Annotated in this window: 19 protein-coding genes and 2 pseudogenes; 5 read left to right on the top strand and 16 right to left on the bottom strand. The window is 70.4% G+C overall.

Going from position 1 to position 23,719, the window contains the following annotated elements:
* Window positions 1-66: 66 nt before the first annotated feature.
* The 4 genes from CED_RS18805 to CED_RS18790 all read right to left on the bottom strand — a co-directional run bounded on the left by CED_RS18805 (window position 67) and on the right by CED_RS18790 (window position 3,276).
* Entirely contained in the window at window positions 67-396 is a 330-nt protein-coding gene (locus CED_RS18805; RefSeq protein WP_051868920.1) for a DUF397 domain-containing protein, read from the bottom strand.
* Window positions 397-687: 291 nt separating this feature from the next.
* Window positions 688-1,926 carry a helix-turn-helix domain-containing protein gene (locus CED_RS18800; RefSeq protein WP_035912828.1) on the bottom strand — a complete coding sequence of 413 codons (1,239 nt, stop codon included), beginning with the start codon at window positions 1,924-1,926 and terminating at the stop codon, window positions 688-690.
* Between the two features lie 640 nt (window positions 1,927-2,566).
* Window positions 2,567-2,980: a hypothetical protein gene (locus tag CED_RS18795; protein WP_051868919.1), complete on the bottom strand. Its 414-nt coding sequence runs from the start codon at window positions 2,978-2,980 to the stop codon at window positions 2,567-2,569.
* Window positions 2,980-3,276, bottom strand: a complete 297-nt coding sequence (locus CED_RS18790; protein ID WP_133057024.1) for a hypothetical protein — start codon at window positions 3,274-3,276, stop codon at window positions 2,980-2,982. The genes CED_RS18795 and CED_RS18790 overlap by 1 nt, the downstream gene beginning before the upstream one ends.
* 625 nt (window positions 3,277-3,901) lie before the next feature.
* Between CED_RS18790 and CED_RS18780 the strand changes: the two genes are divergently transcribed.
* The 3 genes and pseudogenes from CED_RS18780 to CED_RS18770 all read left to right on the top strand — a co-directional run bounded on the left by CED_RS18780 (window position 3,902) and on the right by CED_RS18770 (window position 5,630).
* A complete protein-coding gene (locus CED_RS18780) occupies window positions 3,902-4,108 on the top strand; it encodes a hypothetical protein (RefSeq protein WP_023841978.1) in 207 nt (68 codons plus the stop codon).
* Window positions 4,109-4,186: 78 nt separating this feature from the next.
* Window positions 4,187-4,765 (top strand): annotated as a pseudogene (locus CED_RS18775) (SAM-dependent methyltransferase); the annotation flags it as partial.
* A gap of 229 nt (window positions 4,766-4,994) precedes the next feature.
* The gene (locus tag CED_RS18770) at window positions 4,995-5,630 is read left to right on the top strand and encodes a response regulator transcription factor (protein ID WP_035912838.1); all 636 of its coding nucleotides are present in this window, start codon (window positions 4,995-4,997) and stop codon (window positions 5,628-5,630) included.
* Window positions 5,631-5,691: 61 nt separating this feature from the next.
* On the opposite strand, the gene CED_RS18765 is transcribed toward CED_RS18770, so the two are convergent.
* The 8 genes from CED_RS18765 to CED_RS18730 form a co-directional block, all read right to left on the bottom strand.
* Complete coding sequence (locus CED_RS18765; protein WP_035912825.1) at window positions 5,692-7,446, bottom strand: AAA family ATPase; 1,755 nt, start codon at window positions 7,444-7,446, stop codon at window positions 5,692-5,694.
* 338 nt (window positions 7,447-7,784) lie between these two features.
* Window positions 7,785-8,516, bottom strand: a complete 732-nt coding sequence (locus tag CED_RS18760; RefSeq protein ID WP_235187148.1) for an HAD-IA family hydrolase — start codon at window positions 8,514-8,516, stop codon at window positions 7,785-7,787.
* Entirely contained in the window at window positions 8,513-9,835 is a 1,323-nt protein-coding gene (locus tag CED_RS18755; protein ID WP_023841319.1) for an ABC transporter ATP-binding protein, read from the bottom strand. Before CED_RS18755 ends, CED_RS18760 begins: the two co-directional genes overlap by 4 nt.
* 7 nt (window positions 9,836-9,842) lie before the next feature.
* Window positions 9,843-10,670: a carbohydrate ABC transporter permease gene (locus tag CED_RS18750; RefSeq protein WP_011436668.1), complete on the bottom strand. Its 828-nt coding sequence runs from the start codon at window positions 10,668-10,670 to the stop codon at window positions 9,843-9,845.
* On the bottom strand, window positions 10,657-11,673 hold the full coding sequence (locus tag CED_RS18745; RefSeq protein WP_235187147.1) for a carbohydrate ABC transporter permease: 1,017 nt from the start codon (window positions 11,671-11,673) through the stop codon (window positions 10,657-10,659). Before CED_RS18745 ends, CED_RS18750 begins: the two co-directional genes overlap by 14 nt.
* Window positions 11,673-13,082: an ABC transporter substrate-binding protein gene (locus tag CED_RS18740; protein ID WP_084680860.1), complete on the bottom strand. Its 1,410-nt coding sequence runs from the start codon at window positions 13,080-13,082 to the stop codon at window positions 11,673-11,675. The genes CED_RS18745 and CED_RS18740 overlap by 1 nt, the downstream gene beginning before the upstream one ends.
* Window positions 13,083-13,200: 118 nt before the next feature.
* A complete protein-coding gene (locus tag CED_RS18735) occupies window positions 13,201-14,022 on the bottom strand; it encodes an MBL fold metallo-hydrolase (RefSeq protein ID WP_011436665.1) in 822 nt (273 codons plus the stop codon).
* A 276-nt stretch (window positions 14,023-14,298) separates the two neighbouring features.
* The gene (locus CED_RS18730) at window positions 14,299-15,261 is read right to left on the bottom strand and encodes a LysR family transcriptional regulator (RefSeq protein WP_035912832.1); all 963 of its coding nucleotides are present in this window, start codon (window positions 15,259-15,261) and stop codon (window positions 14,299-14,301) included.
* Window positions 15,262-15,815: 554 nt separating this feature from the next.
* Between CED_RS18730 and CED_RS18725 the strand changes: the two genes are divergently transcribed.
* Window positions 15,816-17,018 carry an acyltransferase family protein gene (locus tag CED_RS18725; protein ID WP_152569796.1) on the top strand — a complete coding sequence of 401 codons (1,203 nt, stop codon included), beginning with the start codon at window positions 15,816-15,818 and terminating at the stop codon, window positions 17,016-17,018.
* A gap of 58 nt (window positions 17,019-17,076) precedes the next feature.
* Entirely contained in the window at window positions 17,077-17,745 is a 669-nt protein-coding gene (locus CED_RS18720) for a TetR/AcrR family transcriptional regulator (protein WP_011436662.1), read from the top strand.
* A 45-nt stretch (window positions 17,746-17,790) separates the two neighbouring features.
* Here CED_RS18720 and CED_RS18715 read toward each other — a convergent pair whose 3' ends face one another.
* The 4 genes and pseudogenes from CED_RS18715 to CED_RS18700 all read right to left on the bottom strand — a co-directional run.
* A complete protein-coding gene (locus CED_RS18715) occupies window positions 17,791-18,942 on the bottom strand; it encodes an acyl-CoA dehydrogenase family protein (RefSeq protein WP_035912829.1) in 1,152 nt (383 codons plus the stop codon).
* Between the two features lie 62 nt (window positions 18,943-19,004).
* A complete protein-coding gene (locus tag CED_RS18710; RefSeq protein WP_035912823.1) occupies window positions 19,005-21,749 on the bottom strand; it encodes a LuxR C-terminal-related transcriptional regulator in 2,745 nt (914 codons plus the stop codon).
* Between the two features lie 120 nt (window positions 21,750-21,869).
* Window positions 21,870-23,429 carry a class I adenylate-forming enzyme family protein gene (locus CED_RS18705; RefSeq protein ID WP_035733004.1) on the bottom strand — a complete coding sequence of 520 codons (1,560 nt, stop codon included), beginning with the start codon at window positions 23,427-23,429 and terminating at the stop codon, window positions 21,870-21,872.
* Window positions 23,426-23,719: pseudogene (locus CED_RS18700) on the bottom strand (thiolase domain-containing protein); the annotation flags it as partial. The pseudogene CED_RS18700 and the gene CED_RS18705, both read right to left, overlap by 4 nt.

The following is a 23,719-nucleotide window of genomic DNA, read 5'->3' as shown; positions in this document are numbered from 1 at the left end:
CCGGCCAGGATCTGTGACCACGCCTCCGACCAACCCGACCCCGTCCCATCCCCGACGCGGGCACGCTCACCCATCACCGGCCCCCGCACCGGCAGCCACCGAGGGAACCGGCAACGCCGCTAACCGGGCGAACCCGAACTCNCCCCGACCCNCCCCGGCCAGGAACAGCGCCCATTCGGCCCGGGCGAACAGCAACGCCGCCCCCGCCGGCACCCGGCCATGGCGCACCGCTATCCCCGGGGTGTCGAGCAGCCCGAGCGTCCCGACCGGCACCGCGGCCACCTCCACCGCCCCCAGGCCGGCCCGCGTCGTCCGCCACCAGGCCAGACGATCCCGCCCCCGCACCGGCACCTCACATTCCAACCGGGCAAAATGCTCGTCCTCCCACCGGCCCACGGCCAGAACCTCCCTCCGACGTGATCGCGACACGGTGGTCGCTGTCTTCATAGACGGGCAGTCCCCATTTGCCGATGACACAGGATCGCCAGGTCATAGGTTCTCCGGACAGTAGGAGTGATGAAAAGGCACCCCGAGGCCGGGAAACAGAGAACCGATTCCCTATCTCAACCAGCCCCGGAGGCCATGCGAAGAACCTAACGCCAACCGGCAATCGGAACGAGTCGCGTAACGCAGTAGTTCACCTGACACGCCACGTCCAACTACCACGCCCCGTGGTAGTTGGACGATCTACTGGACCTGCATGAAGTCGGCAAGCTCGCGTAGCTCCGAACTCAGCCTTCGCTTCCGGGAAAGCAGAACCGTACTCAGGACGTCCTTACCCTTGCGCTGGTGTCGCAGCCATTCCGGCGCGGTACGAAGCAGCAGCGTCAGCACACCGACCGCATCCCCGAAGTCACGAAGCGCTGCATGCGCAGCGGCCACATCGAGTAGATGACGGCTGTAGTTGTCCGACCGCCGCCGCTTCCCTGCGCCGTCGCGGACATCCTCCGCTATGCGCAGCACCCCACGCGGATCATCAGCGATGATCAGCGCCTCAGCCCGCTTCATCCGCACGACATTCGGATTGAACGTCGTGAAATACTGATGGTGCCGGCCAGTAATCCCCGACCCGGTGATCCTGGACGCGGCAACCTCGGCAAGCGACAAAAAGTCATCCGACGCATCGACTCGATTGTTCCGCACCGCCGCCGCCGAACCACGCAGCAACAACCANCCCCACGCCGACAGCTCCGCATCACTCGCCACCGACAGGCGCGGCTCCACCCGCGACGCCGTCTCGCGAGCAAGCCGCTCCGCGTCATCGAACCGCCCCTGACGCACAAACAGCCAGGACTGTGAGATAGCACCCGCCGCAGCCGTCAGCCGATCCCCGGAATCGAGAGCATCCCGCATCGCGTCACGAATCGCCGCATAGGCAAGATCGTATTGACGTACCTGAGTCAGAAACCAGCCCGCGACCTGGAAAATCTCCGCCCGCAGCCGCGCCGCCTCCCGACGATCACCCTCATTCTCCGCACCATCGACAAGCCCGTGACTTTCCTCGATCATCACCGGCAGCATCGCAGCCACAGCGCCGAAGTCGTCGGACTGGTAGACCCTGATCGCGTTTGACAGCGCATCTCGAAGCCGAGACTGCGACTCCTGCGCCGATCCACCTACCGGTGACCGCGAAACGCCGACGAGGCCGACAGCAGGCGTGAGAACCTGGCGTAGCNGCAGCAGATTCAGCTTCTCGTCTTCCGTTGCANCAGTCACTGGCCCAGGTGAACGTGCCCCGAACAGCGACGACGTCTCCGTATCCAGCGCACGGGCCAACGTGCGCAGCGTCTCGATCCGCGCGCTTCCACCCTGCTCGATCTTCCGCACCGTCGACACGCTCAACCCAGCCTCGTCGGCCAACCCCTCTTGAGAGAAGCCACGCCGCAGCCGGAGAGCCCGAAGACGAGCGCCCGGATCGTCCACCACTCCGCACCCCTCCCCGAACGTGCCCGTAATCAGGGTACGTGCACCTACAGCGCAACCCACCGACCTGCACAAACAGACCATACAAAGATCGTCGCCAATGTTCTCTTCCTTCTCAAGGGCGGCCTTCGGCCGCCGCGTGTGACCTGTCGCACGCGCCGCGCGTCGCCGTGCGTGCCGCGCCTACGGGATCGCCGCACCCGGCCGGGGTCCCGCCTCCCTCCGGTCGGCACCCCGGCCGGAGCGTCGCCCCGTGGGCGCGTCGGCCCGTCGGCGCGTCGGAGCGTCAGACCCCCCGCCAGAGGGTCCGTGACGATCGGCGGTGAGAGTGCCGCTGGTCCGCGCCGGTGCTCCAGGAGCCGCGCGACGTCCGCGAGGACGGTGCCGTTGCTGGTTGTTGGGGCTCCGCCCCAAACCCCGGCCCTCACTCTGGAGGAGGGGGAGGGGCCGCGTACGTCCGCTGATCGCCTCCGCCGCCCGGACCCCCAAGGGGCTACGCCGGAACCTCCCAGCCGGGCAAGGGACGCGCCGCACCCAGCACGGTACGGGCCGTCGGCGCCCTTGCCCGGCCGGAAGAACCCGACGTAGGGCGCAGCCGCCCGACCGACGGAGGAGATCAGCTCAGCCCGGGGTCCGTGAAAGATCAAAAACCGGGTCGGGTGGCGTTGCAGCCACCCGACCCGATCCTGATCATTTCTTGGGTGAACAGCGAGTCGACGAGAGCGCAGCCCACCGGATCGCCCGTATCCACGCCGTCACGTACTGCAAGGACGCGGATCCCCGTGCGGCGCAGCATGCCCAGTACCGCCATCCGCCCCGCTTCAGTGGTGGCCAACCGGTCGATCGTGTCGACGACCACCAGGTCGTAGGCGCCGGAGTGGACGAGCCGGACGACCGCCGCCCACTCATGCAGCCTGTCAGCGGTCTGGTAGACCGTCCCACCGGCCTGCCAGGCCCGTGCCGAGCATGCCGCAGCGAACACCGCTCGCTGATCATCCCGCTCGGTCACGCTGACGTCCTGACGAACGAAGTTCAACGCCCGCGCCAGCCCCGGCATCACGCATCCTCGCCGGATGCGAGGCAAGCCGACACGCCGTCCGACGCCTCAAGCAGACCGAACCACACCGCATCAAGGACCGCGAGGCTGTTCGTACTCGTCACGACGCCGATCATCGCGGACAGGTCACGCAGCGCCGACGCCGCGGCGCGAGGTACGAGGTTCCCGGGCGGACCGGCAAGCGGACCGTCGTCCAGCTCAGCCGCCACCAATGCCAGCGCCTCACGCACCCTGACAATCAACTGATCAACGAGGTAGGCGCTCTGCCGCACCGGATCATCTGGCATAGTAAACATAGGTTCCGCTCCTGGTCTGGCAGGTTGTGGGACTCAGGCCCGGATCGGTGTTCCCGCACCGGTCGGGCCGCTTTCGTTGCTGTACCTACATCATCGCAAACTTTGTATAGGTTGTTGAAGGCCGGAAACGGCGAACGGCCGGCAACCCCAGGCGAGGTCACCGGCCGCCGCACGGTCGCGGGTCTTGCGTTACTCGCTCTTTGTGATCTCTCGCTCGTCTTCCGATCGGTTGCCGTGCCAGATGGACGCATACGTAGCCTGTACCGCCAGATCGGCCCACCAGGTAGCCGCCTCACGATCCGTGCTCATAGCGTCGACACAGACCCGCATGCCGCCCGGAAACACGAGTACCGGCCGACGGACCTGGAAACCCGGTATGACCGGCGGCATCTCGACTGCCGGAGGTTCCGCCGGATGCGCCATCAGCACCACACTAAGATCCGAACGCATGCTGTCCGGCAGCCGAGACTCACCATCTGAGATCATGGGCATAGGTCACGTTCCCTTCCAGGAGGGTGCGAGATCAAGGCCCTGGCGGAGAGGGTAGGAGCTCACCGCCAGGGCCGCCTATTGGGGCACCCCAAGATTAGCGAGATGCTTGGGGTGCCGCAATAGGCTGTAGCCCATGGGCGAGAACGACCTGTGGACGACGGGCGATATTGGACGACGCCTCGGCATCACGGCCGAGCGTGCCCGCCAGCTTTCCCACCGCCCAGACTTCCCCGCACCGCATATCGATCAAGGTACGGTCCGTCTCTGGCAACCCGCCGACGTCGAGACATGGATCACGCAGTACCGACCGGCAGCCGCCAAGAACCAGCCGCAGCCCTAGACCCCAGCCATGCCGAGTCGTTGCACTTAAGGAAGTGATCTAGGTCACATCTTTCGGTGTACCTCGCGAAGTTAGTGCACCGGCATCCCCACGTCCCCGAACCTGCACGAGATCGCCCAGGGCATCGCCCCCGACGCCCGGATCGTCTACACCGACAACGACCCGATCGTGCTCGCCCACGCCCGGGCCCTGCTCGCCAGCACTCCCGAGGGCCGCACCGCCTACCTCGACGCGGATCTGCGCGACCCGGAGCGCATTCTGGCCGCCCCGGAACTGCGCGACACCCTCGACCTGACTCAGCCGGTCGCCCTGTCCATGATCGCGATCTTCCATTTCATCCCCGACGCGGATGACCCCTACGGCATCCTCGGCCGGCTGCTGGCGGCCCTGCCGTCGGGCAGTTATCTGGCGCTCACCCACGCCACCGCCGACGTCAACCCCGGCATGGAGCAGCTCTTCATCACGTACCGCTCCCGGGGCATCCCCGGGCAGCAGCGCACCCGGGCCGAAGTGGAACGGTTCTTCGCCGACCTGGAGCTCATCGATCCCGGGGTGGAGATGGTCCATCGGTGGCGGCCGGAGGAGCCCGCCGCCGAGGGCGAGGGGCCGACCGATGCCGAGGTCAGTGTCTACGGCGGCGTCGCCCGCCTCGGGTAGCCATCTCGGGTAACCGCCGGCTCTCACCGGTTGTGCGGCCGCCAGCCGCTGCGGGCCCCGGGCCGGGGGCGGTGCGCTCACGCGGGCGGGTTCACCCGGGTGCGCCGGACGGCTCGAACGGGCCCGCAACGGGCCCGCCCGCACCCGCGCACCCTCCCGGCACCATGCCGAACCGGTCCGGGCGACGACCATGGACGGTATCGTCGGCACCGTGAGTATCGTCGGCACCGTGAGCACCGTACGGGTCTTCCTCCTGGACGATCATGAGNTCGTCCGGCGTGGCATCCGCGAGATGCTCTCCGAGAACGGTGACATCGAGGTTGTCGGAGAGGCGTCCACCGCGGCGGAGGCACTGCGCCGGATCCCGGCGACGAGGCCGGACGTGGCCGTGCTCGACGCCCGCCTCGAGGACGGCAACGGTATCGACGTCTGCCGGGATCTGCGCTCGGCGCACCCCGAGATCGGCTGCCTGATCCTCACCTCCTACGACGACGATGACGCCCTGTTCGCCGCCATCATGGCCGGGGCCGCCGGCTACCTGCTCAAGCAGATCAGGGGCACGGACCTGGTCGGCGCCATCCGGACAATCGCCGCGGGCCGTTCCCTGCTCGACCCGGCCGTCACCCAGCGGGTCCTCACCCGGTTGCGGGAGGGCCCGGCCGAGGACCGCAAGCTTGCCACCCTCGGCGAGCGGGAACGCCAGATCCTCGTCCTCATCGCGGAGGGGCTGACCAACCGGCAGATCGCCGGGCGGATCCACCTGTCCGAGAAGACGGTGAAGAACTACGTCTCGGCCATCCTGGAGAAGCTGGAGCTGTCCAGCCGCACCCAGGCCGCCGTGTACGCCACCCGCATCGAGAAGTGACGGCGCCCGGAGACGCGACGGCACCGCGCGGGGATGGTCGCGCCGGACCCGCCGAGCGACGTCAGTCGAGGTGGGCGAGGACCGTCTGCAGGGCCTCGGCGACCGGGACGGCGGTGCGTACCACCGTCGCCGACGGCCAGGGGTCGGCACGGGCCGCCATCGCCCGGTGGATGGCCATCGTCGCCTCCGACGGGTCGGTGCCCGCGGCGGCGCGGCGCCCGATCCGGGCGGCCGCCACCTCCGGTGCCGTCACGCAGTGCAGCTCCACCAGGTCGGCGCAGACGCTTGCGGCGAGCTCGGCGGCGGCCCGGCGGTGACGCGCGCTCGACCAGGATGCGTCCAGCACCACCCGTTCCCCGCGGGCGAGAGCCGCCTCGGCGCGGCGCAGCATCTCGGCGTACGTCGCGTCGGTGATCTCGGGGGCGTAGCGCCCGGTGCCGAACCGCGGGTCGGAGGTCGCGGGGTCGCCGTCCGCGGGGTCGGAGGTCGCGGGGTCGGAGGTCGCGGCCGCGCCGGTACCGGCGTCGCGGCGGGCCCCGGTTCTCGTGGCGGTGCCGCTGGCGTTGCGCAGGGCACTGGCATACCCGCCGGCGGTGGTGTCCGCGGCCGGCCCGCCCTCACGCAGGGGCATCCCGGTCAGCTCCTGGCGGATCACGTCGGAGCGCAGCAGCACCCAGCCGTCACCGACCCCGGCCAGCCGGCCGGCCAGGGTCGTCTTGCCCGTCCCGGGCAGCCCGCCGACCACGACGAGCTGGACCCGGCCAGCCCGCAGATGACGGTGGGCGACGGCCAGCAGCCGGCGGGCCTCCTCGGCCGCGTCGGGATCACCCTGCCCGCCCCGGATACAGGTCACCTTCGCCCGGACGAACGCCCGGTAGGCGACGTAGAGATGCTGCAACGACCGCGGGTGCACCTCGCCGCTGAACTCCCGGTAGGCGTCGAGGAACTCGGCGGCCTCCTCCGGCGCGCCGAGGCGTTCCAGATCCATCGCCAGGAACGCGACGTCGCCGAGGACGTCACCGAAGCGCAGCCGCGGGTCGAACTCGATGCAGTCGAGGATACGGGGTCCGTCGCCGAGGCAGTAGATGTCGTCGGCGAGCAGGTCNCCGTGCCCGTCGCGGATCCACCCGGCGCGCACCCGATCGCCGAGCAGGGTCTCCCGGCCGGCCAGGTAGCGCAGCGCCAGTTCGCCGATCTCGTCGACCACCGCCGCGTCCAGTAGGGTGCCGCGGTAGGGGGAGATGCCTTCCAGGCCCTCCCGCCACAGCCCCTCCAGGGTCGCCCGCTGCCCCGCCACCGCGATCTCCGGTGAGGTCTCGCACCGCTGGTGGAACACCGCCAGCGCCCGGGCGACCGTGCGCAGTGCCGGGCCGACCCGGCTGCGCCGGCGCACGAGGGTGGACAGCCGCCGGCTCGCCGGCATCCGCCGCATCACGACCAGGTGGTCGATCACCTCACCGGTGTCGTCGAGGAGATCGGCGACACCCAGGTAGACGTCGGGGGCCAGCCGGCGGTTGAGCGCGACCTCCGACCGGCAGACCGACTCCCGGGTGCGGCGGTCGGTGAAGTCGAGGAAGCCCAGGTTCACCGGCTTCTTGCGCTTGTACACGCGATCGGCGGCCAGGTGCAGCGTGGCGCTGTGCGTCTCGTAGGTCTCGAACGTCTCCAGCTCGGACAGGTACAGGGCGCGCAGCCGGGGCTGGGCCGGGGTTGAGGCGGGGGNCGGCGGGNTCGTCGGGGNCAACATCCCTCCGGCCGCGTGATGGTCGTCCGCCCCGGNGGAGGGCGTCGCATCCCGCACGTACTGGATGGTCATGGCCCCTCCAGGGGGTCGCGTGGCAGGTCTGGCGGGTCGGGACACGGCGGTCGACGCTCGTCGCACCGCGTCGGACGGTCGGACGGTCGGACGGTCGGACGGGTGACGCCGGCGGTGTGGACAGATGAACGCCGACGTCCGATGGCTCCGAACATCATCGTCGCCGCCGGCGAGCATCCTCGCGACCGCCAGAGGTTGCCTACCCGGGGGCCCTTCGGACCATTCGTGGTGGACGTCCGACCCGACCCGGGCCGCACCCGCCAGCGGGTCACCGGCCCGGTCTAGCCGGCCAGCTCGGAAACCCTGGTCACCGCACCCCCGCCCGGTACCGGCCCGGTCTAGCCGGCCAGCTCGGGAACCCCGGTCACCGCGGCCAGCTCGGCCAGCGTGTCCGCGACGCTGCGGTGATGGATCGCCGTCCAGCCGCGCCGGCGCGCTGCCTCACAGTTCGCGGCGGCGTCGTCGATGAGGACGCAGCCCGGGCCGGGCTGGCCGAACGTGCGTTCGGCGAGGTCGTAGATGGCCGGGTCGGGCTTGCCGATCCCGATCTCATGGGAGTTGATGATTGACTCGAAGACCGACCAGTCGGGCAGCAGCGCGCGGCGCAGCGGCTCCCACTCGGCCACGCTGTTGGTCAGCAGTCCCACCCGCAGGCCGGCGGCGCGGGCGCGCAGCAGCCCGTCGACCATCACCGACTCCAGGGTACGACCGGCATACCAATGGTCCCCGAACCGGGACAGGTCAATGCGCGGCGGGTGGGCTGGCCCGAGGGCGTCCGTGACGAGGATCCCCCAGTCGTGCTGGCTGACCACGCCCCGTTCGAGGGGGCCCAACGTGCGCAGGCCCCACGTCGCCGCCACCTGGTCGANCGCCCGGCGCAGCTCGTGGGCGGGTACGCCCACGGCGGCGACCAGGTCACGGAACGCCACAGCGATCGACGACGTCAGCACTCCGCCGAAATCGCACCAGATCGCCCACGGCACCACGCCGGCGGCCCGGGGCGCGGCCTCCCCTGGGGGCGCGGTCTCCCCCACGGGGGCGGGACGTCCCGCGGGCAGCGGTTCGGTCATGTCGGCTCGTCGGCGAGGTCGTCGGCGTCGTCATCGATCTCGTCGACGCGCTGCCCACTGACCGGGTCGAACAGGTGCAGTCGGCGCGCGGGGACCCGGACCCGTAGCGGGGTGCCGACGGCCGGGACGCCGGCCTGGGCCGGGACGGTCACCGCCCACCGGGCCGGGCCGACCTCGTCCGGGCCGGCGTCCCACTCGCCGGTCTCCCCCGCCGCGGCGGCCCCGCTCACGCAGTGGACGACGACCACGTCCCCGGTGAACTCGACCACGTCGACCAGCCCCTCCATGACCAGGCCCGCACCGGCCAGGCCGCCCGCTGCCGCGGCCCGATCGGGCCCGGCCTCGATGACGCCGTCCCCCGGCCGCCAGCCGAGCCAGGCCCGGGGCAGCGTCAGCGGTCCGGCCAGCCGCGCGGACAGCCCCGGTGCCGCGAGCGCCCCACCGCCGTTCGTCACCTCGACCAGGTGCAGGTTCATCGCCGGACTGCCGACGAACGCGGCGACGAAGACGTCGGCCGGCCGGCGGTAGACCTGCTCGGGCGTGCCGGCCTGCGCCACCCGTCCGCCGTTCATGACCACCAGATGGGTGCCCATGGACAGCGCCTCGAGCTGATCGTGGGTGACGAGAACGACGGTGTTGCCCAGCTCACGGTGCAGGCGCACGAGTTCGGCCCGGGCCTGCTGGCGTAGCTGGGCGTCGAGCGCGGAGAGGGGCTCGTCGAGCAGGAGCACACTCGGGCGGCGCACGATCGCGCGGGCGAGGCCGACACGCTGGCGCTCACCACCGGAGAGCTGCCCAGGTCGGCGGTGTCGCAGGTCGGCGAGCCCCAGCAGGACGCAGGCCTCGGTGACCCGGCGGGAGATCTCGCCATGGCTCGGGCCCGCCCCGCCCGCCCCCCGGCGCAGAAGTCCGAGGCGGCCGCGGTTGTGCTTCGCCTCGAGCCGCAGGCTGAAGGCGATGTTCTGCTCGACGGTGAGATGTGGGTAGAGCGCGAAGTCCTGGAAGACCATCGAGACCCCGCGCGCGCCCGGTGGCGTCGCCGTGACGTCCACCCCGTTGATCGTCAACCGGCCTTCGTCGGGGGTCTCCAGCCCGGTGATGACCCGCAGCGCGGTCGACTTCCCGCATCCCGACGGCCCGACGATCACCGTGAAGGACCGGTGCGGCAGATGCAGGTCGGCGACGTCGAGCGCGGGCCGCCCGGTGCCGCCGTACCGGCGCATGATCCCACGGAAGTGCACCCCCCCGCTGGGGGCGGGGAGCTCCGGCGGTGGGGCCTCGCCGAGGATCGGTCGGCTGGTCACGGTGGTGTCGGTCATCCGGTGCTCATCTCAGGCCAGCTTGGAGGAAAGCGTCGGTGATGCGGCGGGAGGCGAAGAGATAGACGATGGTCACCGGGATCGAGGCAAGCATGGCCCCGGCGAGCAACGGGCCGTACTCCGGGCCCTCCTGGGTCTCGAACATCTGCAGGCCCGGCTGGATGGTCGTCGTGTCCCGGTGGGGCGCGACGAGGGTGGGCCAGAGATACTCGTTCCACGTCGTGATGAACACGACGACGGCCACCGCCGCGAGCGCGGGGCGCAGCAGCGGCAGGACGATGTGGCGCAGCGTCTCGGCGTGGCTGGCGCCATCGAGGGTCGCGGCGCCGAGCAGGGTCGGCGGGATGCCGCGGATGTGCTCGCGCAGCAGCAGCACCGCCAGCGAGCAGGTGGCCAGCTGCGGCACGATCAGCCCGGCGAAGGTGTTGCGCCAGCCCAGCCGGGAGACCAGCAGGAACTGTGGGATCATCAGGGCCTGCGGCGGGACGACGAGGGCGATGACCACCAGCGCGGAGACGAGCCGCTGCCCGGCGTGGGAGAAACGGACGAACGACCAGGCGGCGAGTACCCCGGCGACGAGGTGCAGGATGGTCACGCCCGTCGCCATGACGAAGGTGTTCAGCAGCAGTCGGCCGATGGGGAACCCGTCGATGGCGTTGCGGTAGTTGCTCAGGCTGGCCGGGATGGGCAGCGGGTTGGCGCCGTAGATGTCCGCGGGCGGCTTGAACGAGGTGGTCAGCGCCCACAGCATCGGGAAGAGCATCGCGACGACCGCCACGGCGAGTACCACGTGCCGGCCGGCGGCGCGGGTGGCCTGGACATCAGAGCGCGGCACGGCGCCTCCTGGTCAGCGCGGTCAGCGGGGCGGCGAGGGCGGCCGCGAGCCGGGTGGTCGGCCGGTCCCGGCCCGGGGCGCCGAACGTGCCGGCGACGCGGCGGGCCAGCGTCGACAGGCCGAACAGGGCGCACAGGACCACCACGATCGTCAGCGCCGCCGCCGCGCCCGTCCCGGCGTCGAAGTAGGTGAACGCGTAGGTGTACAGGCGGTAGTAGACGTTGTCGGTGGTGTTGTCGGGGCCGCCCTGGGNGAGCACGGCGATGTTGGTGAACGTCCACTGCCCGGCGAACACCGCGCACAGGAACGACAGCAGGATCGTGGTGCCACGCAGTTGGGGGACCACGAGACGGCGGGTGATCTCCCATTCGGTGGCGCCGTCGACGCGGGCGGCGTCGAGGCAGCGCCGGTCGATCGCGGCCAGGGCCGCGCCGTAGAGCAGCATGTTGAGCGCGACGAACCGGGCCGCGGTGACGAGCGAGATGGCGGCGAGGGCGGTCGAGGGATCACCGAGCCAGTCCCGCTCGCCCAGGCCCAGCCCGCCGGTGACGACGTTGACGATCCCGCCGAGCGGGTCGAGGACGAACCGCCAGGACAGCGCGTTCGCGACAGGGGCGAGCATCACCGGCAGGAACAGCAGGGCCCGGTAGATGTCGCTGGTCCGACCGGGCCGCTTCCACAACATGATCGCCAGCGCCATCGGGACGACCGTCGCGAAGGGCAACATCACCAGGACGTAGAGGCCGGTGCGGCTCAGCGCCCGGGGGAACTCTTCGCCCTCGAACAGGCCGCGGAAGTTGGCAAGCCCCACGAAGTCCCGGTCGGGTTTGATCAGGTCCCAGTTCGTCAGGCTCAGGTACGCCTCGAAGAGCAGCGGCCCGTAGACGAAGACCGCCAGCGACACCAGCACCGGCGTCTGGTAGAGCCACGGCACGGCGCGGCGTGCCACCGTGGCCGGGAGGACCCCGCGCGGGCGTGCCGCGCGGGGCCGGGTGCCGATCATCAGGAGGAGAGTGCGCGGATCTTCTCGGCGGCCTTGCTCAGGGTCGCCTGGGGATCGGCCCCGCGCAGGACGATCGGTTCGACGGCCTCGTCCTGCAGCACGACGACGGCCTGGTTGGCCTTCGCCCCGCGGAACGAGGTGTAGGGGGTGACGGTGTCGAGCTGGTCGAGGGCCGGTTCCAGCAGCTTCACGATCGGGGTGCCGGCGAGCTTCGTCGCCACGCTCTGCCGCNGCGGCAGGTAACCGATCTTCGAGGTGATGATCTCGAAGCCCTCGTCGGAGGTGAGGAACTTGATGAACTCCCAGGCGGCGCGCTGCTTGGCCGGGTCCTTGGCCAGCACCGCGAGCCCGGCGCCGGAGTAGGTCGGGCGGGCGGGTTTGGTGCCGAAGGACGGCAGACCCGCGGTGCGCAGCTCGAACTTGCCCGCCGCCGCCTTCTGGGCGCTGGCGAGCAGCGCCGTGCTGGTGACGAACATGCCGAGGTCACCCTTGGTGAACGCGGCCAGGGCCGCTTCGGCCTTGACCCCGGGCTGGGCACCCGAGGCGGTCAGGTCGGCGATCGTGGCCAGCGCCTCGACGGCCGGCTGCTTGTCGAGGGTGACGCCGCCGTTCTTGTCCACCAGCGAGCCGCCGTTGGAGTTGACGACCGACTGGGTCAGGTAGTCCGACTTCCCGCTGTCGACGACGCTGATGTAGACGCCCTGCTTACCGGTCGCCTTGATCTTCAAAGCGGCGGCCTTGACGTCGGCGAGGGTCGTCGGCGGGTGTTGCGGGTCCAGGCCGGCGGCGCGGAACAGGTCGGCGTTGTAGTACATGACCGGGATCGACATCGTGAACGGCATCGCCGCGACGACGCCGTTGGTGGAGACGGCCGACAGGATGCTCTTCGAGATGCCGGCGGTGGCCGACTCCCACTCGCTGCCGGCGACCTTCTGGACCGGGGNGATCGGCAGGGCGTCGACCGCCTCGGCCATCTTGCTCCAGCCGATCTGGGCGACGTCGGGCGGATCACCGGCGGCGGTGTCGGTACGCAGCCGGGTGAGGACGTCCTTCACCGCGACGCCCTGCGGCTTGACCGTGATCTTCGGGTGCGCCTTGGCGAAGGCGTCGAGCAGTGCCTGGGTTCCCGTACCACCGAGACCCGGGGTGCCGTAGTTGTAGGACAGGAAGGTGATGGTCGCCGGGGTGTCACCTTGCGGTGTCGCGGCCGGGGTACCGGAGGCGGTGTCGCCGTCCGAGCCGCAGGCCGCCACGGCGAGCAGGCCGACCGCGGCGGACAACGCCGTGACGACCAGCCGGGCCCGGTGCCGCCGCGGACGGCGGCCCGGGCGTTCCTGTCCTGCGTCCCGTTCTTGTCCTGCGTCCCGTTCATGTCCAGCAGCATCGTCGTGCCGGGAAACGGCTGTCACACCAGTCGCCTTTCACGCGTCGGAGCGATTGCGTCACCCGAGGGGTGATCGCGTCCCGGGAACAGGTCGCAGCCCGGGAACAGGGTGCCCCCCAAGGGGGGCAGGACGTCGGCGGAGGTCATGCGACGTCGAACTTGCGGGCCGGGGCGGCCAGGTGCACCGGCCCGTCGAACACCCGCTCGGCCTCGGCGCGCCGCGCGGCCAGCCACTCGGGGTCGTCGGTGACGAAGTGGGTGAGCACGAGCTGACCCACCCCGGCGAGCCGGGCCGCCTCGGCCGCGTCGAGGGCGCTGAGGTGGCCGTGGTCGCTGTCGTCGGTCAGCTCGAGGGTGGCCTCGGCGAGAAAGAGATCGACGCCGCGGGCGAGGTCGACGAGGGCGTCGGTCACTCCGGTGTCGCCGGTGTAGGCGAGGCTGGCGTCCGCCGTCTCGATGCGGATCCCGCAGTTCGGTACCGCGTGGCGCAGCCCGTGCAGGCTGACCAGGCAGTCGCCGATCTTGAAGGTCTCCCCCGGGTCGTACTCGCGGACGTCGAAGGCGACCTCGAACGCCTTGTCCAGCAACGGGATCGTCGCGACCGGAAATAGTCCGGCCAATGTCCGGAAGGTGTCCAGGCCGCCCCGTGGAAGGTAAAGCGGAATCGGTTCGCTGCGCGTCGGAATGTCGCGTGCCGGCAGCGTCGGGAATCGCATGGGATACCGGGTCCGGCTGGCCAGCAATGCCTTCCCCACCGGCAGGAGATCATAGCAGTGATCGGAATGCAGATGACTGATCACAATACCGTCGAGCACCGCGGGATGCCCCAGCGCGCTCAGCGCCGTCGCGGCGCCGGGGCCGCAGTCCAGCAGCATCTTCGTCTCCGCGGTGCAGACGAGGTAGCTGGAGCTGCACTGACCGCCGGTCGGCATTCCCGACCGGCAGCCCAGGACGGTCAACCGCATACGTTCATCCGTTCATCTTGATGTTCCGCTCTTGGTGTTCCGTTGGGAACATTCCGTTGGGAACATGTGGAACATTCGGCGCCGGGGTGCGCGAGGATTTCCGCTGTCATCCGCGATGCTGCTGGGTGGCGCCGTCGCCGGCAATACGGAACTTTCGAACGGACGATTGCCCCAGCCAATCGTCATCTACACGCGCCGCCGTCGCCGAACGGCCCGTGACGAAGAACATCGGGTCGGTCCGGCGGCGGGGGCCCGAAGGTGCCGGGGGGTGCGGGCTCAACCACCGGAAGCCGGCTGCCCGTCGTGGGCGAGGACCGGCACCTGCGGCGCGGCAGGCGCGGGGACGGCGTCCTCCCCGAAGGGACCCGCGTTGTCCAAGCTGCGCAGGAACGCCTCGACGACGGGCGGCGGGTCGGGGTGCCAGACCACCTGCACCCCGACGGTGGGCACCGGCTCGACGAGCCGCACGGCCGCCAGGCCCTTGCCGGGCACGAAACCACTGCGGACGGACGAGGCGAATCCCACGACCGACTTCGTCGTGACGATGATCCCCGTGGCACCCGAGTCGTCGACCTCGTCGGCGACCGTCAGGCTGATGCCCGCCCGGCCGGCCGCGGCGAGGATCGCGTCGTGCATGGCGGGGCTCTGTTCCCGCCGGAACAACACACACCGTTGACGCGCGAGCTCCCGGAACGACGCCTGCTGGCGGTCGGCCCACGGATGGTGGTGGCCGACGATGGCGACCAGCGGCAGGGNGAGAATCCGTCGCGACTGCAGCCCGACGGCCGGCGCCCCGCCGAACACGAGCGCCACGTCCACCTTGCGGTCGTGCAGGGCGGCGAGCGTCGGTCCGCTGCGGGCCTCCCAGAGAACCGTGGAGATGCCAGGGTAGTCGGCGCCCAACCGGACGAGGGTCGGCTGGAGCACCCGCTGCCCGGCGGGGAAGTTGAAGCCGATGGTCAGCACGCCCACGCGGCCCGAGGCCGCCTCCCGGGCCGCCGACACGGCCCGGCGCGCGGTGTCGAGGACCCGCCGGGCCTCGACCTCGAACGCGCGGCCGGCCGCGGTGAGCCGCACCTCGTGGGAGGTCCGGCTGACCAGTTCGACACCGACCTCCCGTTCGAGGCGCTGGAGCTGCTGACTCAGCGACGGCTGGGCCAGGTGCAGCCGGGCCGCCGCCCGCCCGAAGTGCAGTTCCTCGGCGATTGCGAGGAACGAGACGAGATAGCGGAACTCCATGCGGGTCTCCACGGCACCTCCCCGCAGAAAAATATCGTTCCGGAATACCGGCGGCGAAATATAAAAAAAACGGACGGTGAAATTCCCGTGTTGATTGGCCGCCCAGCCGATCATGGATGATGGCCGCGGATCATCTCCAGCGGGCTGGGGCCATGGGTTACCGGCCCACCGGGCCCGCCGGACCCACCGATCTTTTGTTGATCATGATAGCCGAGTGGGCGTCAACACCGTTGATTATCTTGCTCGGGGTGAGGGAGGACCGGCCGGGCACCAGACGGCTGGCTCGGAATCGAACCGCCCGCGGCGGACTCTCCCCCGTCCGCCGCGGACCGCGTCACCGCCGGGGACGGGGACGCCGGCACCCCCGCGGGCGACCTCCTAGACCGCTGGTCCGGCTGCCCGAGAAGGTCTGCTGCCATGGGATGAGCGTGCGGCCCGCCGGGTTCATCGCGGTTTCACGGCAGTTTCAGGTGCCGGGTCCGTCCCGGCAATCGCCGGGGCGCCGCGTCTGGCAGCCTGGCGGTGTGTGGTCACCGTGGGGCGGGCTGCGCTCCATGGGCCGCTCCATGGGCCGGTCCGTGGAGCGGTCCGTGGGCCGGCTCGTCGACTCCACCCCGCCGTCCCGGGCGCGCGACGTCGACTTCCTGCGCCTGGCGAGCGTCTGTGTCGTGGTGCTGTGGCACTGGGCCCTGTCCATCGACCACTTTCGCGGGGGCGTCCTCGTGATGCCCAATCCGATCGCGCGGATACCGTTCGCCTGGCTCGCGACCTGGCTGCTCCAGGTGATGCCGGTGTTCTTCGTCATCGGTGGCTTCGCCCACCTGGCGGCCTGGGACGCGGCCGGTCGCGCCACGGGGTCCCCGCGCGATGATCCCGCGCGTCCCTGGGGCCCGCGGGCACGGCGCTTCCTGCGGGGGCGGCTGCGCCGCCTGTTGCCCCCGATGGCGGTGTTCGCCGTCGTCTGGGCGGCGGTCGACGCCGTCCTGCTGCTCGCGGTCCCCGACTACCCGGGTCTGCTGCGCTATGGACGGGCCGTGCTGGTGCCGCTGTGGTTTCTCGCGGCGTACCTGGGGGTCATCCTGGTCGTGCCGGTGACCGCGGCGGTCCATCGGCGGTTNGGCCGCCGGNTCATCCTGCTGTTNGGNGCGGTCGTGGCGCTCGTCGACCTGGCGCGGTTCGGCACCGGCAGCACGGTGTTCGGCTATGTCAACACCGGTCTCGTCTGGGTTTTCGCCCACCAGCTCGGGTATTTCTGGCGGGACGGCGTCCTGCGCGGGCCGCGGCGGGCGCTGCTGACGGCGCTCTGCGGGCTGGCGGGGCTGGCCCTGGTGACGACGCTCGACGAGTATCCGCGATCGATGGTCGCCACCGAGGGAGCCAGGCGCGGCAACATGTTCCCGACGACCGCTGCGATCGCCGTGCTCGCCGTCTTCCAGCTCGGTCTGATCCTGCTCGCCGCACCCGCCCTGAACCGGATGCTGGCCCGGCGCCGGCCGTGGACGGCGGTCGTCACGGGCAACGCCGTGATCATGACCGTGTTCCTGTGGCACATGACGGCCCTGCTGCTCGCGATGGTCACGATGCGGGCGGTCGGGCTGCCGATGCCCGACGAACCGACCGCGACCTGGTGGGCCGGGCGACCGCTGTGGGTGATCCTGCCAGCGCTCTTCCTGGCGCCGTTGATCGTCCTGTTCGCGCCGGTGGAGCGCGGGGCCGCGGCCCCGCGTGGACCGGCGCGCACCGGGCCGGACGACTGAAAACCTGGGTTAGCCAGTATTAACCAGGCGGGCACCGGCTGTCCCGGAAGGCGGTAATGTGCCGACCGTGTCCTTCAGCCTCGAAAAACCGCCGCCAGCAGGATCGCGCCGGGAGCGTATCCTCGCCGCCGCGGCCCGGTTGATGGCCGAGCGCGGGTACCACGGGGTGAGCATCAACGACATTGGCCGGGCCGCGGGCGTCTCCGGGCCGGCGTTGTACAAGCATTTCCCGAGTAAGCAGGCGATCCTCGGCGAACTGCTGATCGGCATCAGTGAACGCCTGCTCGCCGAGGGCACCCGTCGCGCGGCCGCGGCGCCCAGTCCGGACGGCACGCCCAGTCCGGACGGCACGCCCAGTCCGGACGGCACGCTGGACGCGCTCGTGCGCTGGCACGTCTCCTTCGCTCTCGACTCACCCGAACTGATCCGTATTCATGATCGCGACCTGACCAGTATGAACCCGGCCGACGCGCGCACCGTGCGCCGGCTGCAACGCGGCTACGTCGAGCTCTGGGTCGCCCAGCTGCGCGCCCGCAGCCCCGAACTCGCCGAGGGCACCGCCCGCGCCGCCGTCCACGCCACCTTCGGCCTGCTGAACTCCACCCCCTACAGCGCGGTGACGATGAGTCGGCCGCAGCTGGCGGACCTGCTGCACCGGCTCGGCCTGGCCGCCCTGCTCGCCGCGGGAGCGCGGCGCCCGGCACCCGGGCCGGCCGCCACCCGCTGATGATCTTTCGCGGGGTGCCGGCGGTGTTCTCGCGAGCCTCGTGACCTACAGACCCAGTTCGCGCGCGATCAGCATCTTCTGGACCTCGCTGGTGCCCTCGCCGATCTCCAGGATCTTGGCGTCCCGCCAGTGCCGGGCGACCGGGTATTCGTTCATGAACCCGTAGCCGCCGTGGATCTGCGTGGCCTCGCGGGCATTCGTCACCGCCGCCTCCGAGGAGAACAGCTTCGCCATCGCCGCCTCCTTCTTGACGGGCAGGCCGGCGAGCATCCGGGAGGCCGCGTCGTAGTAGGCGGCACGGGCCACGTACGTCCGCGCCTCCATCTCGGCAATCTTGAAGGCGATTGCCTGGTTGCGGCCGATCGGCGCGCCGAATGCCTCCCGCTGCTTCGCGTATTTCACGCTCTCGTCCACGCAGGCCTGCGCCAGCCCGACGGCCAGCGCGGAAATCGCGATCCGGCCCTCGTCCAGGATCTGCAGGAAGTTCGCAAAGCCGCGGCCGCGCGCACCGAGCAGATTCTCCGCGGGCACCCGCACGTCGTCGAAGGTCAGCGGATGGGTGTCGGAGGCATGCCAGCCGACCTTCGAATAGGCCGGACCGGCGGTGAAGCCGGGGGNGGGCACCGGCACCAGGACGGACGAGATCTCCTTGTGTCCGGCCGGGGTCCGCCCCGTGACAGCGGTGACGGTGACGAGCCGGGTGATGTCGGTACCCGAGTTGGTGATGAAGGCCTTCGAGCCGTTGATAATCCAGTCGCCGCCGTCGAGCCGGGCGGTGGTGCGGGTGCCGCCAGCGTCGCTGCCCGCGTCTGGTTCGGTCAGCCCGAACGCGGCCAACGCCCGCCCGCTGGCGAGCGACGGCAGCCACTCCTCCCGCTGCGCCGGCGTGCCGAACCGGTAGATCGGCATCGCGCCGAGGCCAACCCCGGCCTCCAGCGTGATCGCCACCGCTGAGTCGACCCGGGCCAGCTCCTCGATGGCCAGGCAGAGGGCGAAGAAGTCGGCGCCCTGCCCGCCGTACTCCGCCGGGAACGGCAGACCGAACAGGCCCATGTCGGCCATCTGCGCGACGACCTCGTACGGGAACGTCTTCTCCTCGTCGTGCCGCGCCGCCCCGGGGGCGACCACCTCGCGGGCGAACGCCTCCACGGCCTTGCGCAGGGCTTCCTGCTCCTCGCTGAGCCGGGTGTCAGGCATCGCTGTCCTCCCCGTCGTGGAAGCGGCACCCGCTACCAGGGCGTTCAGGGCCACCAGGGCATTCAGGCCAGGATCCGGCGCCGGCGGGCCTCCGAGACCGATTCCCCGCGCCNAGCGACCCCGAGCTTGGTGTAGATGCTCTTGAGATACCACTTGACGGTGTTGATGGTCAGACCGAGGTTACGCGCGATTTCCTTGTTCGACAGTCCGCGGTCCAGCAGACGGAGGATGTCGATCTCGCGGGCGTTGAGCGGCTCTTCGGGAGCGGGGTTCCGCTCGGCCGGGCGATCGATGATGGGGATCGCCGCCCGTTCCGCGTCCGCGTGGGCCGTGGCGAGCAGCTTGGACAGGTAGTCGGAGGGCACGGTGGGCAACTCCACCGGCCACCGGCGGCACCGGCTCGCGTCCCGCAGCTCGCCAATGATCTTCAGGAGTTCCGGGCCGGCGTCGGTAACGGTGCGCACCAGACCGCAGCGGGCCCCGGCGACGACGGCGGGCACGAGGGTGCGCAGCGCGGTGTCGGTGTCGCCGGTCAGCGAGTGCACCACCGCGAGGTCGATACGCGTGGCCGTTTCGGCGTACCGCCAGGCCACGGAGCTGCTCTCCTGGTGCATCTGGGACAGCAGCCGCAGGGCACCGTCGTAGTCGGCCTGGGCGGCCATGACCCGCGCGCGCATCGCGAGCTGGTAGTGGCGGGTGGCCATGGCGATGCCGTCGCCGCCGCGGGCGACGTCGTCGCTTTGGCGGGCGAGCACGTTCTGGGCGCGCCCGAGGTCCCCACGGGCCAGGTGCAGCCGCAGGCGTTCGTGATCGACGGCGGCCGACAACCGAGGCAGGACGAGCTGGCTCGCCGCCTCGCTGCCCTCGTCGAGCAGGTGCCAGACGTCCTCGATCTCACCGCGCAGGGTCTTGATGCGGGCCAGCGTGGAGTAGGTGGCGATCATGAGATCGGCGACGCCGCTTTCGGCACCGAGCTCGTGGCACTCCTCCAGCAGCCGCTCGGCGGCGTCGATGTCGCCCCGCTCGTAGTACAGCCGGCCCAGCAGCGCGCCGGCCAGCCGGGCGGCGTGCGAGCGCGGCCCGGCGGCTTCGCGGGCGAGGGCCACGGCTTCCCGGTACAGGCGTTCGGCGGTCACCAGGTCAAGCTGGGCGAACGCCGCGAGTCCGGCGAAGCAGCGCCCGTACACGCCGGCGAAAGGCCCGCGGGTGGTGTCGTGGAAGGCATTGGCCCACCGCTGCCGCGCCTGCGCGGTGTCGTAGGCGAAGGTGTGGATGTCGACGAAGGTCCGGATGTTGGACGACACTGCGACCAGCCACGGCCGGTAGCCGGAGTTCTTCGCAATGTAGGGGGCGATCAGGTCAGCGGCGCGGTAGATCCGGTCACCATAGACGTCGATGCAGGCCTGGACGACATCGGCCTCGCCGAGGATGTCCTTACCGGTGTCGCTGGTGTCGTCGGGTGTCAGGGCGGCACGCACGTGGTCGAGCGCGACCTGCGCGGGCTGCGCCCGTTGCAGCAGACAGTTGGCCCAGGCGATCGCGATCTGCAGCCGCGACCGGCCGGGCAGCAGCGCCGACGGCAACTTGTTGACCAGGCTGAGCAGGACGGCCATCCGGCTGTGCTCCACCAGGTGCATGGCCTGCCGCTCCACCAGGTCCACCGCCCCGGCGTCGTTACCGGCGGCCAGGGCATGGGTGACCGCCTCACCGAGCAGACCGTGATCAGCGAACCAGGCCGACGCGGTCCGGTGCAGGGTCACCACCCGATCCGCATGATCACGCTCCAGGCGGCGGCGCAGGTAACCCACGAACAGATGGTGGTAGCGAAACCACTCCCGATTGTCGTCGAGCGGCCGCAGGAACAAGTCCCGCCGTTCCAGCTCCTCCAACAGCGCCTGCCCCCGCCGCTGCCCACTCACCGCCGCCGCCAGATCACCGCAGAGCCGATCACAGACGGAAGTCGTGAGCAGGAAGTCGAGCAGATCCGCGGGCAGCGCATCGAACACGTTCTCGGCGAGATAGTCACCCAGGGAGTGATGCCGCCCGGAGAAACCGCGGATCAACGCCGACGGGTCGGCGCTGTCACGCAGCGACAGGGTCGCCAGCTGCAACGCGGCGACCCAGCCATCGGTACTCGACCACAGCCGATGCACGTCCGTGCTGTCGAGATCCAACTCGTTGAGCTCAAGCAGGAAGGCCGCGGATTCCCGATGGTCGAACCGCAGCTGCGTGGCGTCGATCTCCGTCACCTGGTTACGCACCTTCAACCGGCCCACGGCCGGCGACCGGGTCCGGCTGGTGACGATCAGATGCAGGTTGGCCGGACCCGCTTCCAGCAGGAACTCCAACGCGGCAACAGCCTGCGGGGCGTCGATGAGATGCCAGTCGTCGAGCACGATCGCCAATGGCCGCCGATGCTCGGCAAGCTGGTTGACCAGCTCGGTGAGCACATACCGCTGCGCGTCGTCGGAATGCCCCTCCAGCACCTCGACCAGGTCACCGCCCAGGGTCGGTTCGACCCGGCGCACCGCTTCGATGAGATGGCTGAGGAACCACACCGCGTCGTTGTCGTCCCGGTCGAGGCTCAGCCACGCCACCGGCACCCCCTCGGCGCGCAGCACCCGCTGCCACTGCACCGCCAGCGTGGTCTTCCCGAACCCGGCCGGCGCGTGGATCAAAGCCAGCCGCCGGGCCCGGCCATCTCGCAACACGTCGAGAAGCCGGTCCCGGCCGACCAGCTGGGTGTCATAGGTGGGTGCCTGAAACTTCGTGGACACGGCCAGCGTGGGACGTGCCTTGGTGTCCATCCAGCTCGCCTCGCTTCCGAGGGCTCCCCGCCCGGCTCCCCTGCCACGCGTTCGTGACGATACTCACACACCCTCGGGCTGATTTTCGCACTGGCCGCCCAGGCCGCAACACTTTGGGCGTCACCAACCGGGCCAGCCGGCCCGCAGCGCCTTCTTGTCCAGCTTGCCGTACACGGTGGTCGGCAGGGCCTCGACGACCCGCACGGCCTTGGGCTGCTTGTACCGGGCAAGCTCGACCCGACAGTGCGCCAGCAGCTTGGCCTCGTCGAACGCACCGGTATCATCGGGCACGACGAACGCCACGACCGCCTCACCCCAGTCCGGATGCGGCACCCCGACGACCGCGACCTGCCCAACCCCAGGACAGGCCGCCGCCGCGTTCTCCACCTCCGTGCTGTACACGTTCATCCCACCGGTGATGATCATATCGTTCTTGCGGTCCAGCAGATAGACGTACCCCTCGGCATCCATCCGCCCGATATCCCCAGTATGCAACCACCCGTCCCGCAGCGCCTTGGCGGTCTGCTCGGGCCGGCCCCGATACCCCACCATCGTGTACGGCGTGGCGGCGACGATCTCCCCGACCTGACCGCGGGGCAGCTCCCGGCCAGCCTCGTCGACCACCCTGACCGTGGCCATGACGACCGGCTGACCACAGCTGGCCAGCCGATGCTCCCCGTCAGGATCAAGACGATGATCCTCACGGCGAAGACGGGTGATGAAGTTCGGCGCCTCCGACTGCCCGTACAGCTGCATGAACACCGGGCCGAGCACCTCCAGGCCCTGCTCCAGCCGCTCCCGGGTGATCGGCGCGGCACCGTACAGGATGGTCCGCAGCGAGCTGAGGTCCAACGCGCGGCCCGCCGCCCGGTCAAGCACCCGGTAGATCATGGTAGGCACCATGAACGTGAAGGTCACCCGGTCGGCGGTGATCCGCTCAAGCACCAGCTCCGGGTCGAACCTGGTCTCCAGGAAGTGCCGGGCCCCCTTGAGCATCCCGGCCTGCAGCAGGAAACCCGCGCTGTGCGGCAGCGGCGACATCAACAGCAGCACCTCGTCGTCGAGCAGCCCCATCTCCATCACGTGCGAGAACAGATTGAGCGCGAGATTCCGCTGGGTGTGCATCACCCCTTTGGGCAGACCGGTCGTACCCCCGGTATAGACGATCAACCCCGGGTCGGTGGGTGTCGGGTCGACCTCCGGCACGGTGGTCGGCTGCCCGGCCAGCGCGTCGTGCCACGCCACCACCCCGCCCGGGCAGTCGTCCGGGTCGGCGACGGCGATGACCGTCTCCAACAGGGGCGGCGCGGAGTGCAGCGCAGCCGGGAGCATCCCCGCATCGGCGAGGACGACCCGGGCCTCGCTGTCCCGCAGAATGTAGTCGATCTCGCTGGCCGACAGCATGTCGTTGAGCGCCACCTTGACCGCGCCACACCGCAGGATCGCCTGATCCGCGACGATGTACTCGGGCCGGTTGGACATCATCAACGCCACCGACNCCCCCGGCCCCNCCCCCGCCGCACGCAGCCGGTGCGCGAGCTGGTTCGCCGCGGCCACGATCTCGCCGTACCCGTAGGTCCGCCCCTGATAGTGCAGGGCGGGACGCGCACCGAACCGGTCCAACGCGTCGACGAACACCGCCTTCAGGGTCAGGTCACTTTTCCCGGTGAGATCACTCATCGCACACGCTCCAGGACACTCGCATAGTTGGCGACCGCCAGGCCACCCATGTTGAACACCCCGGCGACGGTGGCCCCGGGGATCTGCATCGCCCCGGCGGTGCCGGTGAGCTGCAGGACCGCCATCACATGCTGGGACACCCCGGTGGCACCAACCGGATGACCCTTGGCCTTCAACCCCCCGGAGGGGTTGACCGGCAGCGTGCCGTCCCGGTCCACGACCCCGTCGGCGATGACCTGCCCCCCGCCGCCCGGCGGGCACAACCCGACGACCTCGTACTCCAGCAACTC

It is taken from the genome of Frankia sp. CeD (assembly GCF_000732115.1).
Classification (GTDB): Bacteria; Actinomycetota; Actinomycetes; order Frankiales; family Frankiaceae; genus Frankia; species Frankia casuarinae.
The sequence above is the reverse complement of the archived record's forward strand: the minus strand, read 5'-3'. Positions and strand labels throughout refer to the sequence as shown.

Bases quoted from the DNA above. Each gene is read 5' to 3' on its own strand.
- CED_RS18755 (WP_023841319.1), bottom strand. From the start codon at position 9,835: ATGACCGACACCACCGTGACCAGCCGACCGATCCTCGGCGAGGCCCCA.
- CED_RS18735 (WP_011436665.1), bottom strand. From the start codon at position 14,022: ATGCGGTTGACCGTCCTGGGCTGCCGGTCGGGAATGCCGACCGGCGGT.
- CED_RS18795 (WP_051868919.1), bottom strand. From the start codon at position 2,980: ATGCCGGGGCTGGCGCGGGCGTTGAACTTCGTTCGTCAGGACGTCAGC.
- CED_RS18790 (WP_133057024.1), bottom strand. From the start codon at position 3,276: ATGTTTACTATGCCAGATGATCCGGTGCGGCAGAGCGCCTACCTCGTT.
- CED_RS18780 (WP_023841978.1), top strand. From the start codon at position 3,902: ATGGGCGAGAACGACCTGTGGACGACGGGCGATATTGGACGACGCCTC.